Raw genomic sequence first — 18197 nt, 5'->3', positions numbered from 1 at the left:
GTCCACAGGGGCGCGCGTCGACCGTCAGGCCCGACGAGCCGCGGCTCAGTCCACGGCGAGCGCCGCGACGGGCGACGTGCGGGCCGCCGTCCGGCCGGGCACGACGGACGCGACGAGCCCCGCCACGAGCGCGACGACGAGCACGAGCGCGACGTCCCGCCACGGCACCGCGAGCGACACGTCGCCCATGACGCTCAGCGCCGTCGCCGCACCGGCCCAGCCGTAGAGGACGCCCAGCACGATGCCGAGGACCGCGCCGACGCCCGCGATGAGCATGCCCTCGATCGCGAGCATCCACCGCAGCTGCGCCCGGCTGAGGCCGATCGCGCGCAGCGTCGCCGACTCGCGTCGCCGCTCGATGACCGAGAGCGACAGCGTGTTCGCCACACCGATGAGCGCGATGACGACGGCGACCGCGAGCAGGCCCACGATGACCCCGAGGATCGTGTCGATGACGCTCTGCATCGCCGCGCGCTCGACGGCGATGCCGGCCACCTCCACCGGCGTGTCCGACTCGACGATCGCGTCCTGGATCGCAGGCACGACCTGCGTCGCGTCGCCCGTGTCGTCGAGCCCGACCCACAGCCGGGACACGAGGGCGTCCGGGGCCAGGGTCTTCGCGTCGTCCGCGTCGAGGAGCCAGCCGTCCCCGATGGCGCCGACGTGGGCCGTCAGCTCGAGGGTCGCCCCGTCCGGCCCGGTGAGCTCGAGCGTGTCGCCCTCGGCGACGTCCCAGGACTCGGCGTCGGCCTCGGGGACCATGACCGTGCCCGGGGCGAACGCCGCGAGCACGTCGGGCGAGCGCACGACGGCACGCGCCTGGTCCGGGTCGACGCCGTGCATCGTCATCTCGACGCCGTCGAGCAGCGTGACCGTCGCCGCGGAGAGCTCGACGACGCGGGAGACGCCCTCCGTCCCCGAGACGGCGCGCACCACGTCGCTCGGCACCGCGTCCTCGGTCGACCCGTAGGCGTCCGTCGCGACGAGGACGTCGACCGGGTACTGGTCGTCGAGCGCGGCGTCGAGCGACGTACGGGCGCTCGCGGCGCCGGTCGACATCATCGCGACGAGCGTGACGCCGATGAGCAGCGCGGTGCTCGTCGCCGTGGTGCGGCGCGGGTTGCGCAGCGTGTTCGCGGTGGCGAGCCGCGCCGTCGACCCGGTGCCGGCGAGCAGGCGGCCCACGAACGACACGACGCCCGGCAGCCAGTACACGGCGCCGACGAGGACGCCGACGAACGACAGGGCGCCGCCCGCGACCCCGGCGAGGAGGCCGGCCTCGGGGCTGCCGGTGCTGCCGAGCCAGATCCCGCCGCCGAGGACGGCGAGGCCCCCGAGGGTGAGCAGGGTCGCGATCACCAGGCGCGCGCGACCCCCGCCGCGCGTCAGGCTCGGCGCGTCGGCCGGGCGCAGCGCCTCGAGCGGCGCGACGCGCGTGGCGGCGCGCGCCGGGGCGAACGACGCGACGACCGTCACGAGGGTTCCCACGAGCAGCGGCACGAGCACGACCGCGGGCGTCACCGTGATGGTCGCCGGGATCGGCACGCCCAGGTCGGCACCGCGGGCCACCAGGAGCGCGACCTGGGTGAGCAGGCAGCCGAGCAGGATGCCGCCCACGGAGGACAGGACGCCGAGGATCGTCGCCTCGGTCAGGACCGACCGGGCGAGCTGCGAGCGGTTCGCGCCGACGGCGCGCAGGAGGGCCAGGGTGCGCGTGCGCTGCGCGACGAGCACCTGGAACGTGTTCGCGATGACGAGCGCCGCGACGAGCAGCGCGACGGCGGCGAAGCCGAGGATGACGTACGTGAAGACGTCCTGGCCGCCCGTCATCTTCTGGGCCTGCGCCTGGGCGTGCTCGTCGGGCGTGACGGCCTCGGCCTCGTCCGGCGACGCGGCGACGAGGGCCGCGCGCGCCGTCTCGAGGTCGGTGCCCGGGGCGAGTCCCACCATCGCGGCGGAATAGGTGCGCTCGGGGTCGTCGGGCATCGCCTGCGCGGCCTGCCACGCGGCCACGTCCTCGGCCGTCACGACGACGGCCCCGCCCATCTGGGCGTACGCGCCGTACGGGTCGTCGGTCGTCCCGACGACGGTCAGCGCGTCACGGACCTCCTCGTAGTCGCCGCCGTCGGGCGCGGAGGCGTCCCACACGTTGCGCGAGCTCGTGACGGTGTCGCCGATGCCGACGCCCAGGCGCTCGGCGACGGCGGTCGGGAGGGAGAGCTGGCCGGGCGCCGTCGGCATCGAGCCCTCGACGACCTCCAGCGCCTCGAAGCGGGGGTCGGAGGGCGCGGGGACGCCGAGCTGGAACACGCGCTTCGCGCCGTGGGAGAGGTCGAGGTAGGTGAACTGGACCGCGTCCACCGCGTCGACGCCCGCGACCGAGCGCAGGGCGTCCACGTCGGACGCCGTGAGGTCGCTCGGCGCGGAGACGACGAGGTCCGCGTCCGCGAACTGCGCGGCGATCGAGTCGTTCGTGGTCTGGGTGATGACGGTGCCCGCGATCAGGGTCGCCGTGACGAACGCCGTCCCGATGACGATCGCGACGCCGGCCGCGACGAGGCGGCCGATGCTGCGGCGCATCTGCGCCAGGGTGAGGCGGAGCATCAGGCGCGCACCGCCTGCGACGCGGTCGGGGCGGAGCCGTCGGCGCCCGGCGCCTCGATCGTGCGCAGGGCGTCGAGCCCGGCGAGCACCGACTCGGGCGTCGGGTCGCTGATGTCACCGGCGATCCGCCCGTCGGCGATGAGCACGACGCGGTCCGCGTAGGCGGCGGCCGTCGGGTCGTGCGTGACCATGATGATCGTGCGGCCGAGCTCGCGGACCGACCGGCGCAGGAAGCTCAGCACCTCCGCGCCCGAGCGCGAGTCGAGGTTGCCCGTCGGCTCGTCGGCGAAGACGACCTCCGGCCCGGCGATGAGGGCGCGCGCGATGGCGACGCGCTGCTGCTGCCCGCCGGACAGCTCGCTCGGGCGGTGGCTGAGGCGCGCCTCGAGGCCGAGCGTGCGCACCAGCGTGTCGAACCACGCGCGGTCGACCTTGCCGCTCGCGAGCTCGACGGGCAGCGTGATGTTCTGCTCCGCCGTGAACATCGGCAGCAGGTTGAACGACTGGAACACGAAGCCCACCCGGTCGCGGCGCAGCTGCGTGAGCGCGTTGTCGTTCAGGCCCGTGACCTCGGTGTCGCCGATGAAGGCGTGCCCGCTCGTCGCGGTGTCCAGTCCCGCGAGCAGGTGCATGAGCGTCGACTTGCCCGAGCCCGACGGTCCCATGATGGCCGTGAAGTGGCCGCGCTCGAAGTCCACGTCCACGCCGTCGAGCGCGTGCACCGCCGCCTCGCCCGTGCCGTAGGTCTTGCGCAGCGAGCGGGCCCGGACCGCGGGCGGGCCGGCGGGGGCGGGGTCGGTGGGGCGGTACACGGTCGTGTCCACGTCATCTCCTGGGTACGTCGTCGAGGTTCGTCGTCGGGTCCGTCGCGCGCTCGGACCGATCGGGGTCGGAGGCGTGCGCCGGGGATCGTGGACGACGCTACGGACCGGGCCCGGCCGGCCGCGTCCGGCGAGGGTCGGGTCCTGCACAGGAGGCGGGTCATCCCGTGGTCGTAGAGCCCTGGTGCCGAGGGCTGACACGACGGCGCCCCACGGGTCCGGGGACCGGTGGGGCGCCGTCGGGACGGACGGAGGTCAGGCGCCCGGGCGGACCAGGCCCGTCTCGTAGGCCGTGACGACGGCCTGGACGCGGTCGCGCGCGCCGAGCTTGGCGAGGATGCGGCCGACGTGGGTCTTGACCGTCGCCTCGGCGACGAACAGGTCGCTCGCGATCTCGGTGTTGGACCTGCCGCGCGCCATGAGGACGAGGACCTCGCGCTCACGCTCGGTGAGGCCCTCGACGGCGGCGTGCGCGGGGGAGTCGTCGGCCTGCTCGGCAGGCAGGGCCGTCACCAGGTGCTCGAGCAGGCGCCGGGTGGACGACGGCGCGATCACGGCGTCGCCGCGGTGCACCGTGCGGATCGCCGCGAGCATCTCCTCGGGCGGCGCGTCCTTCAGCAGGAACCCGCTCGCGCCGGACCGGATGGCCTCGAGCACGTACTCGTCGAGGTCGAACGTGGTGAGGACGATGACCTTGGGCGCGTGCCCGCCGTCGGCCGCCGCCGCCGTGAGCCGGGCCGTGGTCTGGAGCCCGTCGAGGTGCGGCATGCGGACGTCCATGAGCACGACGTCGACCGGGTGGTCGGCGAGCAGACGCAGGGCCTGGAGCCCGTCGCCCGCCTCGACCGCGACGGTGAGGTCCGGCTGCGAGTCGATGACCATGCGGAAGCCCGCGCGCACGAGCTGCTGGTCGTCGACGAGCGCGATGCGCACGGGCTCGAGGGGCTCGAGCGGGTCTGCGGCGTACGCCCCGTCGGGGACGGGGAAGGCGTCGGTCATGATGTCCTGTCGGTCGGTCGGTCGAGGGCCGGGTTCGAGGAGTCGGCCCCGACCGGCGGTGGTGGAAGCGGGGGCGTCACGGCGGACGGGCGGCCCGGAGCCATCCTGCCCGACGGCGCGGGCGGCGGTGCAGGGACGGGCTGTCCCGGAGGCCGGGGGACGACGCCCGGAGCGGGCGCGGCGCCCGGCAGGGCGGGCACGGGGATGCGCAGGTGCACGCGGAAGCCGCCGCCGGGACGCGGACCGACCTGCACGGACCCACCGAAGAGCGCGGCGCGCTCGCGCATGCCCAGCACGCCGTAGCCGCCGGGCCGGGCGTCCTGGCGCGCCGCGGCGGACGTCGACGCGCCCCGCCCGTCGTCCTCGACCTCGAGGTCCAGGGTCGCGACGCCCCACCGCACGACGACCGTGACCTCCGGGTCGGGTCCGGCGTGCTTGAGCACGTTGGTCAGTGCCTCCTGGCACACGCGGTAGACCGTGAGCCCCGCCCCGGGCGGCAGCGGGCGCGCCTGGCCGACGCGGACGAACGACACCCGCATCCCGCTGTCGCGCACCTGCGCGACGAGCGTCTCGAGGTCGGCGGTGTCCGGCTGGGGGGCGCGCTCGAGCGCGGCCGTCGCGGCGCTCGCGGGCGCAGGGTGCCCCGGTGCGGTAGGCCCGTACGGCGAGCCGTCGGGCGGTGTTCCCGCCGGGCCGCGTCCCGACGGCAGCGCGAGCGTCCCGGCCGGCCCGACGGCGGCGCCCGGGGGCACGACGACGCGCGGCGGCTCCGAGCGGAGGACGCCGAGGAGCCGGCGCATGTCGGCCAACGCCGCGCGGCCGGTCTCGGACACGGTCGCGAGCGCGCGCGTCGCGGCCTCGGGGTCGTGGGCGGCGGCGTAGCGGCCGCCGTCGGCCTGGGCGATGACGACGGAGAGGGAGTGGGCGACGATGTCGTGCATCTCGCGCGCGATGCGGGCCCGCTCGGCGGCGGTCGCGATCTGCGCCTGCTGGTCGCGCTCGACCTCGAGCCGTTCCGCGCGGTCGACGAGCGCGGCGATCGTCTCGCGCCGGGAGCGGCGCACGAGGCCGAACGCCCACACCGCGAGGAAGGTCATGCCGCCGAACGCGGACGTGAAGAAGACCATCGTCGCGAGGTCGGTGAGGCGTCCGGACAGCAGGCCGAGCGCGATCCCGAGGACGACGGCCCCGACGAGGGAGGACACGATGGCCGTCCGGTGCGCCCAGCGGGGCCCGTAGACCGTGACGGAGTAGAGCGCGACGAGCACCGCGAAGTCGGCGGGGAAGATCACGAGGTAGCCCGCCAGCAGGTGCACGAGCGCGACGGAGTACACCGTGATCGCCGACGCGAGCGGGCGGGAGCGGCGCCAGGGCAGCGGGGCGAGGAGGAGCAGCGCCCAGAAGGCGGCCCACCCGCCGCTCGTGCCGCCACCGCCCCCGCCCATCGACGTGAACGCCGCGGACGCGGGCACGAACACGACCGCGAGGACGAGCGTGACGGTGAGGTCCACACCGAACCGGTGCTCGTCGGACCACTGCCCGAGGCGCTCGTACCATCCCATGCCTCAAAGCCTAGGCAGGGGGCGGTCGCGGGGCGTCCCACCACGGTCGCAGAGATCACGGGACACGATGGGACCGAAGTCGTACTGATGCCCTAGCATGAGCGAATGACCCACGTACTGCTAGCGGAGGACGACCCGGCGATTGCCGAACCTTTGGCGCGCGCACTGACACGTGAGGGTTACAACGTCGTCGTCCAAGGAACTGGTCAAGGGGCGATCGACTCTGCGAGCGGTGCGGACATCGTGGTACTCGATCTGGGCCTTCCGGACATGGACGGCCTCGACGTCGCGCGCGAGATCCGTCACAAGGGTCTCACCACGCCGGTGCTCGTGCTCACCGCCCGGGCCGACGAGGTGGACCTCGTCGTGGGCCTGGACGCCGGTGCCGACGACTACGTCACGAAGCCGTTCCGGCTCGCCGAGCTGCTCGCCCGGGTGCGGGCGCTCCTGCGCCGCTCGCACGGCGAGCAGGTGGACGAGGAGGAGCTCGCCGCGCAGGACGTGCGCATCGACGTCTCCGCGCACCGCGCGTTCCAGGGCGAGCGCGAGCTGCACCTGACCACCAAGGAGTTCGAGCTGCTCCGCGTGCTCGTGGCCAGCGCGGGCTCGGTCGTCGTGCGCGACGCCCTCATGCGCGACGTGTGGGGCTCCGAGCCGGTCGGCTCGACCAAGACGCTCGACATGCACGTGTCGTGGCTGCGCCGCAAGCTCGGCGACGACGCGAACGCGCCGCGCTACATCTCGACCGTGCGCGGTCTCGGCTTCCGTTTCGAGACCGGCGAGAGCTGACCGACCCCGACCAGGGGACGAGGACACGGGAGCGAGGAGCAGCGTGCGGCGTCGGATGCTGCAGGCGACGGTGGCGGCCGTGGCCGTGGCCGTCATCCTCCTCGGGTTCCCGTTGGCCTTCTACGGCGCGCGGTTCGTGCTCCAGGGCGAGGTCGACGACGTCACGTCGCGCGTCGAGCGCCTCGCCCGGTCGATCGACGCCCGGCTCGCCGCCGGCGACGAGATCCCGGACTACGTCATCGAGGACGCGGTCCAGCCCCGCGCGAGCGACCCGCCGGCCCAGGTCTACGTCACGCTGCCCGACGGCACCGTGCTCACGGCGGGCCCGGAGGTCACCGGACGTGGGATCGAGCAGCCCCTGCACTCCGAGTCGGGTGCGCTCGTCACGCTCACCGTCTCGTACTGGGACGCGTACCTCCAGGCGGCACAGGTGGTGCTCCTCGTCGTGGCTGCGGCCATCGTCGCGTTCGCCGCGGGCATCGGCATGGCGGTGTGGCAGGCCAACCGCATCGCCGCGCCCCTCGTCTACCTCGCGGCCTCCGCCGAGCAGCTCGGCTCGGGACAGGTGCGCCCGCGCCTCGAGCCGTCGGGGGTCGAGGAGATCGACCTCGTCGCCGCCGAGCTGGCCCGCAGCTCCGACCGCCTCGCGGGTCGCCTCGCCGCAGAACGCCAGTTCGCCGCGGACGCCTCCCACCAGCTCCGCACGCCGCTCACCGCGCTCAGCATGCGGCTCGAGGAGATCTCGATGGCCTCGGACGACCCTGCCGTGCAGGAGGAGGCCCGGATCTCGCTCGAGCAGGTCGAGCGCCTGGTCGGCGTCGTCGACGACCTCCTGGCGTCCTCGCGTCGCGCCCAGGGCGGCACGACGGAGGCCGTCAACCTGCTCGACGTCGTGCACCAGCAGGAGGAGGAGTGGGTCCCGACGTTCGCCAAGGCGGGGCGCGAGCTCGTCGTCGACGTCCCCGCGGAGTACCAGGTGCTCGCGACGCCGGGGGCGCTCGCGCAGGTCCTGGCGACGCTCATCGAGAACTCGCTCAAGCACGGCGGCGGGACGACGACGGTCCGCGCCCGTCCGTCCGGCACGAGCGGCGCGATCGTCACGGAGGTGTCGGACGAGGGCGCCGGCGTCCCCGACGACCTGGCGCCGCGCATCTTCGAGCGAGAGGTGACCTCCGGCGCCGGGACCGGGCTGGGGCTCGCGCTCGCGCGTGACCTCGCGGCGTCCGACGGCGGTCGGCTCGAGCTCGCGCAGCGTCGTCCGGCCGTGTTCGCGCTCTTCCTCGCGGGTGTGCCGCGGCGCCTGGACCCGCGCGTGGTCCTGCCGACGGGGGTCGCGGTCTCCGCGCACGGTCGGCGTCGGCGCCGCCGCGGCTGACGTCCCGCCGCGCGTGCTGCGCCGGGCCCGTCAGCGTGCTGCGGCGTCCTGAGGCGCGGTGGGGGCGTCCTGCGCACGGTCGCCCGTGAACACGAGGCGCCGGTAGGCGACGTAGCGGAACGCGGTGCCGAGCGCGAGCCCGACGACGTTCGCCGAGATGTTCTTCGCGAGCGGCGACGTGAGGCCGAGCGCGTACGTGGAGATCGCGAGGCAGCCGACCGCGATGAGCATGCCACCGACGTTGACCACGACGAAGGCCGCGAGCTCGCGACCGCGCGCCTGGGTGCGGCGTGCGGAGAAGGTCCAGTACCGGTTGCCGACCCACGCGACGAGCGTCGCGACCGTGACGGACACGATCTTGGCGGTGAGCGGCTTGTGCCCGAGGAGCTCGCCCGGTCCGAAGCTGAGCAGGTTGAACAGGCCCAGGTCGACCACGTAGGCGACCGCGCCGACGGACCCGAACTTCGCGAGCTCCCGCACCCGGGCGAGGACGCGCTCGCGGCGCGGCAGGGCCGCCGCGTCCGCCTCCGCTCGGCGGTCCAGGTCGCTCGTCACCCCACGAGGCTACCGGGCGCTCCTGAGCGTCGCCCGGGTGCCGTCGTTCGCCCCGGGGTGGGCCGGCCGACCTCCCGGGCGTCCCGGTACGCGGTCCCGGCGTGGTCCCGTGGCGCCCAGGCACTAGGGTGGGTGCACGTGGCAGCCCCAGTGATCGCCGTGGTCGGCGGAGGACAGCTCGCGCGCATGATGGCCCCCGCGGCCGGAGAGCTCGGCGTGCACCTGCGCGTGCTCGTGGAGGCCCCGGACTCGTCCGCGGCCCAGGTCGTGGTCGACGCCCCCGTGGGCGTCGCGTCCGACGAGACCGCGATCCGCTCCCTCATCGCCCCCGCGGGTGCGACCCCGGCGGACGTGCTGACCTTCGAGCACGAGCACGTCCCGAACGCGCTGCTCACGGACCTCCTCGAGCACGGTACGCCCGTGCGTCCCGGACCCGACGCGCTCGTGCACGCGCAGGACAAGATCGTCATGCGGCGGCGGCTGACCGAGCTCGGCGTGCCGTGCCCGCGCTGGGCCGCGCTCCCCACCGCGCCCGACGCCGCCCGCGCGGCTCTCGCGGGCTTCCTCGCCGAGGTCGGGGGAGAGGCCGTGGTGAAGACGGCGCGCGGCGGGTACGACGGCAAGGGGGTGCGCGTCGTGTCGGTCGCCGAGGGCGGCCCCGAGCAGGTCGCGGAGTGGATCGAGGCGGCCGCCGCGGGCGGCCCCGAGCTGCTCGTCGAGGAGAAGGTGCCCTTCACGCGCGAGCTGGCCGTCCTCGTGGCGCGCCGTCCTTCCGGGGGGATCGACGGTCGGGGCGAGGTCCGGACCTGGCCCGTGGTCGAGTCGATCCAGCGCGACGGCGTGTGCGCCGAGGTGATCGCGCCCGCGCCCGGTCTCACCGACGCCGAGGCGGAGCGCGCGCGCGACGCGGCGGTCCGGATCGCCGAGGGTCTCGGCGTCACGGGCGTGCTCGCCGTCGAGATGTTCGAGGTCGCGGGCGAGGACGGGCCGCGCGTGCTGGTCAACGAGCTCGCGATGCGCCCCCACAACTCCGGGCACTGGACCATCGACGGCGCCGTGACGAGCCAGTTCGAGCAGCACCTGCGCGCGGTGCTGGACCTGCCGCTCGGCGACACGACGGCCACGGCGCCCTGGACCGTGATGGCGAACGTGCTGGGGTCGACGCTCGTCGAGCTCACCGACGCCCTGCCCGCCGTCCTCGCCACCTTCCCCGACGCGAAGGTGAACCTGTACGGCAAGGGCGTGCGCCCCGGGCGCAAGCTCGGGCACGTGAACGTGAGCGGCGACGACCTGGACGAGGTCCGGCGTCGGGCCCTGGCCGCGGCCGCGATCCTGCGGGGCGAGGACCCCGAGGGCACCCCGAACGAGGAGCGAGCATGAGCGAGAACCCTGTCGTCGGCATCGTCATGGGGTCGGACTCCGACTGGCCCGTCATGGAGGCCGCGGCCGACGCGCTCGCCGAGTTCGGCGTCCCGGTCGAGGTGGACGTCGTCTCCGCACACCGCATGCCCGTCGAGATGATCGACTACGGCCGCACCGCCGCCGAGCGCGGCCTGCGCGTGATCGTCGCGGGCGCCGGGGGTGCGGCCCACCTGCCGGGCATGCTCGCCGCCGTGACGCCCCTGCCGGTGATCGGCGTCCCCGTGCCCCTGCGTCACCTCGACGGCATGGACTCGCTCCTGTCGATCGTCCAGATGCCCGCGGGCGTCCCCGTCGCGACGGTCTCCGTCGGCGGGGCGCGCAACGCGGGACTGCTCGCCGCGCGCATCCTCGCGGCCGGCACGGACGACGACGCCGCGCGCCTGCGGGACCAGATGATCGCCTTCCAGGCGGACCTCGGTGACCAGGCGCGCGCCAAGGGTGCACGCCTGCGGGCCTCGCGGGCGGACGCCTAGGACTCCGCCCGTCCGCGAGACCGGCCCGTACGTCCCAGATCGACCTCCTGAAGGCCTACCTGACGACCTGCGGGTCGATCTCGTCGCTGGTTACTGCGGGAGCCCACCGACCTGCCCCGGGGGCAAGTTGCCGTCGCGGACGTCGACCCAGAACTGGCCCACGGTCTCGGGGTCGAGCTGCACGGTCGACCCGACGTTGCCGCCCGGGCGGTAGTCCGGGTTCGAGATCGGCGGCGTGCCGGTGATGCCCTCAGGACCGTTGGCCTTGCGGAACGCGAGGGCGAGCTTGCCGAGGTCGACGATGCCGGTGCTCTGGTCGACCGTGAGCGACCCGAGGCCGGAGTCCAGCAGCGAGACCTGGTCGCCGGGGCGGAACAGGATGCTCGGGTTCGCCGCCTTCGAGCTGATGGCGCCGATCACCTGGCGCTGGCGCTCGGCGCGACCGATGTCGCCCTTCGGGTCGGAGTAGCGCATCCGCGAGAACGCGAGCGCCGTGTGGCCGTCGGCGACGTGGCACCCCGCCGTCCAGACGAGCTCGCTCTTCGGGTCGTCCACGTCGTAGTCGAGGCACAGCTCGACGCCGCCGACGGCATCGACGATGCCCTCGACCCCGCCGAACCCGACCTCGACGTAGTGGTCGACCGTGAGGCCGGTGAGCTGCTCGACGGTCTGCACGAGCAGGGGCGGGCCGCCCCACGAGTACGCCGAGTTGAGCTTGCTGGCGCCGTTGCCGGGGATCTCCGCGTACGTGTCGCGCGGCAGGCTGATGAGCGCGACCGGGCCGCTGGGCGGGGCGTGCAGGACCATGATCGTGTCCGTGCGCGCGCCCTCGGTGCCGTCCTCGCTGATGCCCTCGCCGCGCGCGTCCGAGCCGGCGAGGAGGTAGGTGTTCCCGGGGGTGCCGGGCGCGCCGGAGAGAGCCTCGACGTGCTGGATCTTGCCGTTGGCCCAGATGAGCAGGCCGACCGGCCAGGCCAGGAGCGCGACGATCACGACGCAGGCCACGAGCCCGACGACGCGACCCTTGCGGACGCGGAAGCCGCCCCCGCCGGTCCGCGGCGCACCCGTGCCCGACGGCGGTCGCCCGCTCCCGCCCCCGGCCCGGCTGCTGCTCGGCCGGGGCGCGGCGCTCGGACGGCTCCGCGTCGTCGCCGGCGCGGCCTGGGCGCCCGCGTGGGGCGACGACGAGACGCGCGGGGGCGTCGCCGGCGCCTGGCGGGGCTGACGGGACGGGGCGACCGACGGAGGGAGCGCCGACGCCGCGGCGCTCGCCCGCGGGCGGGAGGCGCGCGCGGGAGGTGCCGGCGGGGGAGTGCCCTTGCGCGCGGGGGTCACGGGGATCTCGCGGGACGACTGGCGCTTGATGCGCGGTTCCAGGCGCACGGCGTCGTCGGGCACGGCGGGGCGGGATCGCGCCGGGGCGCGTCCGCTGTTGCCCACCGCGATCGCGTCGTCGACGGACGAGGGCCGCGGGGCGCGGCCACCCTGGGGCGTGAAGCTGGGCGGGAGCGACCGGGGGTCGCGCGACGGGTCGGTCATGGCGTCACCCGCACTGGGCGGTCTCGTCGGCGGCGGAGAACGCCTCCTTGCCGGCTTCCTTCGTCTGCACCGGGGCGGGCTCCGACGACGCGTCGTCCGTCGGCGCGTCCGCGCCGGCCTGGGACGGCGGCTCGGTGGCCTCGACGGCGTCGCCGGACCCGCCTGCGGTCTCGTCGGCGGCGGGTGCGGGCGCGACGATCGGCTCGTCGGCGCGCACCTTCGCCCAGAGCTCGTCGGCCTCTGACGTCCAGACGACCTTCGCGTCGGGGTCCTGGGGGTCCGGCGCGTTGGGAACGGTCATGAAGGTGATGTTGCCACTGGTCGCGCCCTTGAGGCTGAAGGCGAGCCCGGCGAGGCTCGGGATCGACGAGAGGTTGTCGCTCATGGTGAGCGACTTGGTGCCCGCGTCGACGAACCCGTAGATCTGGCCGAGGTCCGAGAGGACGTTCTTCGAGAGCACCTGGTTCACCGTCGCGGCGAGGAGCTGCTGCTGGCGGCCGATGCGGCTGAGGTCCGACCCGTCGCCCACGCCGTAGCGAGCGCGGGCGAACCCGAGCGCCTGGGCGCCGTCGAGGGTCTGCATGCCCGCCTCGAGCCGGAGGTCGGCCTTGGGCGAGTCGATCGCCTCGGGGATGCAGATCGGAACACCGCCGATCGCCGTGACCATGTTCTGGAAGCCGGCGAAGTCGACCACGACGAACCCGTCGACGAACACGTCGGTGAGGCTCTCGACGGTGGTGATCGTGCAGGCGGCGGCCGAGTCGACGTCGCCACCGACGGTCGCGCCGTTGGCGAACGCGGCGTTGAAGCGGGTGCTCACGGGTGCGGTCGTCCGGCCGCTCGTCGTCTTGCACGCCGGGACGTCGACGCGCGAGTCGCGCGGGATCGAGACCATCTCGACGCGTGAGCGGTCCGCGGAGACGTGCACGAGGATCGTCGTGTCCGAGCGCATGCCCTCCACGCCCGCGACCTCGTGGCCGTTCTCGCCTCCCCGCTCGTCCGAGCCCATCACGAGGATGTTGAGCGGCTTGCCGGCGTTGGGGTCGGTCGGGTCGGGCTGCGCGGGCCGGTCGGTGAGCAGGCCGTCGATGTTCGAGCTGGTGATGTTGCCCTGGATGTTCGACAGCGCCGACGCCCCGCCCACCGCGCCGAACGCGAGCACCGCGGTCGCCACGAGGCCGACCGTCCGGGCGGCCCCGTGCGTGCGGAGCGCCCGCGCGTGCGACGGCCCGCGCGACTGCCGGTCGGCAGCCGCGGCGCGAGCCTGGGCACGGGAACGAGACGTCACGGGCATCGAGCATAAGCGGCACGTGCGAGGCCACGGCGCGGGCCGGGAGCGTGCGGGGTGGAGGAGTTGTGTGGGCTACTGTGCGTCCACGACATCGGACGCTGTCGATGCTGGCCAGTTCGACGGAGAGTGAGGTCAGGACGGTATGCCTGCGCCATGGAGCTACCTGCGGACCGTGCGATCGCTCGCGCACCGCATCGTCCACATCGACGAGACGACGTCGGCGGCGTACACGCGTTCCGAACGGCACGAGGCAGAGCTCGCCGGACTCGTCCGCGAGGTGGCCCGCCTCTCCGAGAGCCTGTCCCGCGCCGAGAAGGACCGGGCGGCACGGGAGAAGGTGCTCACCAAGGCGCTCGACGCGGTGCGCGACTCCGTCCACCTCGTCGCACGCCGAGGGACCCTCGAGCGCCCCACGACCAGGGTGGTATTCCTCGTGCACCACATCGAGGCGTGGGACAGCTACCACGAGCTCTACCTGCTCATGAGCAGGGCGCCCGACTTCGATCCCGTGGTCGTCTCGTTGCCGCGCAACTTCGCCGACAGCGGGACGCTCCGCGACGAGGACGTCGTCCACCGAGGGCTTGCCGAGCGGGGCGTGAGCCACGTCCGCGCCGCCGTCGACAGCGTCGACGACGTGGGCCGGCTCGTGAAGACCCTCGCGCCGGACGTCGTCTTCCGGCAGTCCCAGTGGGACAAGGACATCGACCCGGCGCTGTCGACACCGGCACTGAGCCATGCGCGCCAGTGCATCGTCTCCTACGGGACCATGAACCTCGTGGAGAACGTGCCGGCGGCGACGACGCGGAACACGGCGGTCGACAGCGAGCTGCACCGGACGGCGTGGCTCGCGTTCTGCGCGAACGCCGACATGCTGGAGGCGGCACGTCGCGACAACCTTCTCGGGGGTGCCCGGTTCCGCGTCGTCGGCCACCCCAAGGCGGACCAGCTGCGCCGGGCGGAGCCCGCGTGGCCGGTGGCGGGGACCTCGGCGGGTCGCCCCCGCGTCGTCTGGTCCTCGCACCACTCGATCGGGGACGGCTGGACCCGATTCGGGGCGTTCCCCGCGATGGCCGAGGACATGCTCCGGTGGGCGGAGTCCGGTGAGGTCGAGATCACGTGGATGCCGCACCCCGCTCTCGTGCCGTACATCTCCACGCCACGCTCGCCGTACCGACCGGAGCAGCTCGACGACTGGCTCGAGCGGTGGGAGCGGCTCGACAACACGGCCGTCTTCACGAGCGGGTACTACGCCCCGCTCCTCGCGGCCTCGGACGTGATGGTCACCGACGGCCTGAGCATGCTCATCGAGTTCCAGGTCTTCGAGCGACCGGTGGTCTTCGTCGAGCGCGAAGGTCACCGACCGTTCACCGGCATCGGGGAGAAGGTCGTCGCGGGCACCCACCGGGTCGGCGACGCGGAGGCCGCTCGCGCGTGCGTCGAGTCCCTCCTGCGCGACGGTGACCCGCTGCTCGACCGCCAGCGCGAGAACGTCGTGGAGCTGCTCGGAGCGCCGGGTTCGGCGGCCAGGATCCTCGAGGTCCTGCGAGAGGAGATCGCGACCGAGCGCCGCTCGGGCACGACTCGGGCAGACGTCGTACCCGTGCGACTCGGGTAGCCTGCTCGCCGTGCCAGCAGATCCGAGTGCCGCGTCCGAAGCCCCCCGCGTCGTCGCGGTCGTCGTCGCCTACAACCGCCGTGACCTGCTGGTCGAGGCGCTCGACGCCCTCGCCGCGCAGACGCGGCCCGTCGACCAGGTGGTCGTCGTCGACAACCGCTCCGACGACGACTCTGCCGTCGTCGCCGCCGAGCACCCGGTCGGTGCCGAGGTCGTCGGGCTGAGCCGGAACACGGGGGGCGCCGGCGGCTTCGCCGTGGGTCTCGCGCACGCCGTCGACGTCCTCGACGCGGACCTCGTCTGGCTCATGGACGACGACACGATCCCCACCCCGGACGCGCTGCGGGCGCTCCTCGAGGCGCGGGACGAGTACCCCGGCCCGGTGGCGCTCCTGGGCAGCCGCGTCGTGTGGCACGACGGACGCGACCACCCGATGAACACTCCTCGGGTCCGTCCCGGGGCGTCCGGGGCCGAGATCGCCGCCGCGCGGGCGGCGCGCGCCGTGCCGGTGCGGTCGTCGTCGTTCGTCTCGATGCTCGTGGACGCACGCGCCGTGCGGCACCACGGGCTCCCGGTCGCGGACTACTTCATCTGGAACGACGACTTCGAGTACTCGGCGAGGCTGCTGCGGCGCGGGACGGGGCTCTCCGTCCCGGCCTCCGTCGTCGAGCACCGCACCAAGACGTTCGGCTCGACCGACGCCGACCCCGGCGAACGCTTCTACTACGAGGTGCGCAACAAGATCTGGATGATCACCCGGTCGTCGTCGCTCGACCCCGTCGAGCGGCTCCTGTACAGCGGGGCGAGCGCGCGTCGCTGGGCCCGCACGTTCCTGCGGAGCGAGCGCCGTGACGTGCTGCTGCGCGCCGGGGCGCGAGGACTGCGGGACGGCGTGCTGCGCGGCCCCCGCCCGTCCGCGCAGGTCCTCGACGGAGCCGGGCCCGAGGCTCGTTCCGTCGCGGCGGTCGACACGGGGGCGGCGGGAGCGCGGTGACGTCCTTCTCCGTCCTCCTGCCGGTCTACCACCGCGACGACGTCGCGTTCCTGCGCCGGTCCTTCGCGTCGGTCACGACGGAGCAGGAGCTCGCCCCGACCGAGGTCGTCGTCGTCGAGGACGGCCCGCTCGGCCAGGCGCTGGACCGCGCGCTCGACACGCTGGAGAGCGAGTCCCCGGTCCCCGTGCGCCGTGTCCGGCTGCCGCGGAACCGTGGGCTCGCCGTCGCGCTCGAGGAGGGCCTGGCGCAGTGCGCCCACGAGATCGTCGCGCGCCAGGACGCGGACGACGTCAGCCGCCCCGAGCGGTTCGCGGTCCAGGTACCCCTGGTCGAGGGCGGCCTCGACATCGTCGGGTCGGCCATCGAGGAGTTCGAGGCCGACGAGCCGGCGTCGGGCGTCGGCGCCGGCCTCGTCCGCGTTCCGCCGCTGAGCGCCGAGGAGATCGACCGTGCTGCGCGGTTCCGCTCACCGTTCAACCATCCGTCGGTGGTGTACCGCCGCTCGGCCGTCGCTGCCGTCGGCGGGTACGAGGACCTGCCGCTGATGGAGGACTACTGGTTGTTCGCGCGGATGCTGGCGAACGGGGCCCGGGCTCGTAACGTCCCCGAGCCCTTGGTCCTGTATCGCGTGGGCGCCGGCGCGTACGCGCGGCGGGGCGGGTCGCAGCTCCTGCGGTCCGAGCTGGAGCTCCAGCGCCGCCTGCACGGCATCGGGTTCACCACGACGATCCAGGAGATCCGCAACTCCGTCCTGCGCGGCGGCTACCGCCTCGTGCCGGAGGTGCTGCGCCGCGGCGCGTACCGGGCGGACGCCCGCCGTCGCTGACGGGCGCTCGTGCAGGTCAGGACTGCTCGGCGCGCGCCTCGCCGACGGTCGTCTCCTCGAGCCGGTCGACCGACTCGTCGACGGCGGCGAGGCGCGCCTCCGCGAGGCTCAGCTCGCGCGTCAGCAGCGTGATCTTGCGGCTGAGCTGGTTGGAGCGCCGGTGGCTCGTGGCGATGTAGCTGACGAAGGCGATGACGAGCGCGTAGAGGACGAGGTCGGTCCCTCGACCGACACCCACGGCCTTGGCGAGCATCGACAGCACGTTCGGGAAGATGATCGCGAGCACGGCGGCCACGACGAACCCGGCGAGCAGGAGCCGCCGGATCGCCTGGTGCCGGGCGTTCGCGGTCGAACGGGTGAGCATGACGGTCACGACGACGACCGCCAGGATGAGGATGACCTGGATCAGCACTGTTCTGGCTCCCCGCTCACTTGAAGATGAGGTCGACGAGGATGTTGACCGAGTTCCACACGGACTGGCCCTTTCCTCGCGAGTAGTCCGTGTACAGGACGTGCACCGGGGCCTCGCGCCACGGCAGGCCGCTCTTGGCGAGCTGGTCGACGATCTCGCTCGCGTGCGCCATGCGGTCCTGCTTCATGTCCACCGCCAGTGCGGCGTCGCGACGCAGCACGCGCAGACCGTTGTGCGCGTCGGAGAGCTTGAGGCCGGTCGTGGCGTTCGTGAACCACACGGCCGCGCGCAGGACCAGCCGCTTGATCAGCCCGGGCTTGGTGCGCTCGTCGAGGAAGCGCGACCCGAAGACGATCGCGACGTCCTCCGAGCGCGCGAGCTCGACCATGGCGACGGCGTCCGAGACCTGGTGCTGGCCGTCCGCGTCGAACGTCACGAGGTACGTCGCGCTGGGCTGCTCGCGCGCGTACTCGATGCCGGTCTGCAGTGCCGCGCCCTGGCCGAGGTTCACGGCGTGGCGAAGCACGATCGCTCCCGCCGCGCGCGCCTGCTCGATCGAGTCGTCGGAGCTGCCGTCGTCGACGCACACGATGTGCGGGAACGTCGGCAGGGCGTCGCGCACGACGTCACCGATCACCGAACCCTCGTTGTAGAGGGGGATGACGAGCCAGGCGTCGTCGATCGGAGCCGGGACCGGAGCCGCGGTCTCCGGGGCGCGGGCAGGCGCGTGCCCACGCGTCTGTGGCGGATGCATGGCCCCCATTGTGACAGTTCTGCCGCCCTGCGGGGGACACGCGCAGACGTGCGCAACTCGCGCGGATCGGGTGAAGCCGTGCACATACTGGCAGCCGTGAGCACCGAGCGACGGGGCACGGCGAGGAGCACTGGGGGTGGCAGGGTGCGGGGACGGACGGTCTGC

The 18197-nt window shown here is 74.0% G+C and carries 16 protein-coding genes; 7 read left to right on the top strand and 9 right to left on the bottom strand.

The genetic code is table 11. The features are described from left to right. Positions 1-45 precede the first annotated feature (45 nt). The 4 genes from AC6CH9_RS09305 to AC6CH9_RS09290 all read right to left on the bottom strand — a co-directional run bounded on the left by AC6CH9_RS09305 (position 46) and on the right by AC6CH9_RS09290 (position 5986). Positions 46-2604 carry an ABC transporter permease gene (locus AC6CH9_RS09305; protein WP_498154621.1) on the bottom strand — a complete coding sequence of 853 codons (2559 nt, stop codon included), beginning with the start codon at positions 2602-2604 and terminating at the stop codon, positions 46-48. Next, on the bottom strand, positions 2604-3428 hold the full coding sequence (locus AC6CH9_RS09300; RefSeq protein WP_498154620.1) for an ABC transporter ATP-binding protein: 825 nt from the start codon (positions 3426-3428) through the stop codon (positions 2604-2606). The genes AC6CH9_RS09305 and AC6CH9_RS09300 overlap by 1 nt, the downstream gene beginning before the upstream one ends. A gap of 252 nt (positions 3429-3680) precedes the next feature. Beyond that, positions 3681-4424, bottom strand: coding sequence for a response regulator (locus tag AC6CH9_RS09295; RefSeq protein ID WP_426309321.1), 744 nt, complete (start codon positions 4422-4424; stop codon positions 3681-3683). Continuing rightward, a complete protein-coding gene (locus AC6CH9_RS09290; RefSeq protein ID WP_498154619.1) occupies positions 4421-5986 on the bottom strand; it encodes a sensor histidine kinase in 1566 nt (521 codons plus the stop codon). The genes AC6CH9_RS09295 and AC6CH9_RS09290 overlap by 4 nt, the downstream gene beginning before the upstream one ends. Before the next feature lie 105 nt (positions 5987-6091). Between AC6CH9_RS09290 and AC6CH9_RS09285 the strand changes: the two genes are divergently transcribed. After that, the gene (locus tag AC6CH9_RS09285; RefSeq protein WP_031316534.1) at positions 6092-6775 is read left to right on the top strand and encodes a response regulator transcription factor; all 684 of its coding nucleotides are present in this window, start codon (positions 6092-6094) and stop codon (positions 6773-6775) included. Positions 6776-6818: 43 nt separating this feature from the next. Next, entirely contained in the window at positions 6819-8150 is a 1332-nt protein-coding gene (locus AC6CH9_RS09280) for a sensor histidine kinase (protein ID WP_426309319.1), read from the top strand. Between the two features lie 30 nt (positions 8151-8180). On the opposite strand, the gene AC6CH9_RS09275 is transcribed toward AC6CH9_RS09280, so the two are convergent. Then, positions 8181-8705, bottom strand: a complete 525-nt coding sequence (locus AC6CH9_RS09275; RefSeq protein ID WP_231581746.1) for a GtrA family protein — start codon at positions 8703-8705, stop codon at positions 8181-8183. 138 nt (positions 8706-8843) lie between these two features. Here AC6CH9_RS09275 and AC6CH9_RS09270 point away from each other — a divergent pair, with 138 nt between their 5' ends. Both AC6CH9_RS09270 and purE read left to right on the top strand, forming a co-directional pair. Beyond that, positions 8844-10085 carry a 5-(carboxyamino)imidazole ribonucleotide synthase gene (locus tag AC6CH9_RS09270; RefSeq protein ID WP_498154618.1) on the top strand — a complete coding sequence of 414 codons (1242 nt, stop codon included), beginning with the start codon at positions 8844-8846 and terminating at the stop codon, positions 10083-10085. Next, positions 10082-10600: a 5-(carboxyamino)imidazole ribonucleotide mutase gene (gene purE / locus AC6CH9_RS09265; RefSeq protein ID WP_400573898.1), complete on the top strand. Its 519-nt coding sequence runs from the start codon at positions 10082-10084 to the stop codon at positions 10598-10600. Before AC6CH9_RS09270 ends, purE begins: the two co-directional genes overlap by 4 nt. Positions 10601-10690: 90 nt before the next feature. Here purE and AC6CH9_RS09260 read toward each other — a convergent pair whose 3' ends face one another. Next, a complete protein-coding gene (locus AC6CH9_RS09260; protein ID WP_498154617.1) occupies positions 10691-12139 on the bottom strand; it encodes an LCP family protein in 1449 nt (482 codons plus the stop codon). A 4-nt stretch (positions 12140-12143) separates the two neighbouring features. Further along, positions 12144-13427 carry an LCP family protein gene (locus AC6CH9_RS09255; RefSeq protein WP_498154616.1) on the bottom strand — a complete coding sequence of 428 codons (1284 nt, stop codon included), beginning with the start codon at positions 13425-13427 and terminating at the stop codon, positions 12144-12146. Positions 13428-13572: 145 nt separating this feature from the next. On the opposite strand from AC6CH9_RS09255, the gene AC6CH9_RS09250 reads away from it, so the two are divergent. Genes AC6CH9_RS09250 through AC6CH9_RS09240 form a run of 3 tightly spaced genes read left to right on the top strand, consistent with a single transcriptional unit; the run spans position 13573 to position 16866 of the window. Beyond that, positions 13573-15045, top strand: coding sequence for a hypothetical protein (locus AC6CH9_RS09250; RefSeq protein WP_498154615.1), 1473 nt, complete (start codon positions 13573-13575; stop codon positions 15043-15045). Between the two features lie 10 nt (positions 15046-15055). Beyond that, the gene (locus AC6CH9_RS09245) at positions 15056-16039 is read left to right on the top strand and encodes a glycosyltransferase (protein ID WP_498154614.1); all 984 of its coding nucleotides are present in this window, start codon (positions 15056-15058) and stop codon (positions 16037-16039) included. Next, positions 16036-16866, top strand: a complete 831-nt coding sequence (locus tag AC6CH9_RS09240) for a glycosyltransferase (RefSeq protein WP_498154613.1) — start codon at positions 16036-16038, stop codon at positions 16864-16866. The genes AC6CH9_RS09245 and AC6CH9_RS09240 overlap by 4 nt, the downstream gene beginning before the upstream one ends. A gap of 16 nt (positions 16867-16882) precedes the next feature. Here the strand turns inward: AC6CH9_RS09240 and AC6CH9_RS09235 are convergent, their stop codons facing one another. After that, complete coding sequence (locus AC6CH9_RS09235) at positions 16883-17278, bottom strand: DUF2304 domain-containing protein (protein WP_498154612.1); 396 nt, start codon at positions 17276-17278, stop codon at positions 16883-16885. 16 nt (positions 17279-17294) lie between these two features. Further along, on the bottom strand, positions 17295-18032 hold the full coding sequence (locus tag AC6CH9_RS09230; RefSeq protein WP_498154611.1) for a glycosyltransferase family 2 protein: 738 nt from the start codon (positions 18030-18032) through the stop codon (positions 17295-17297). Between the last annotated feature and the right edge of the window lie 165 nt (positions 18033-18197).

The sequence above is a fragment of the Cellulosimicrobium sp. GQ32 genome, assembly GCF_059758455.1.
The sequence above is the reverse complement of the archived record's forward strand: the minus strand, read 5'-3'. Positions and strand labels throughout refer to the sequence as shown.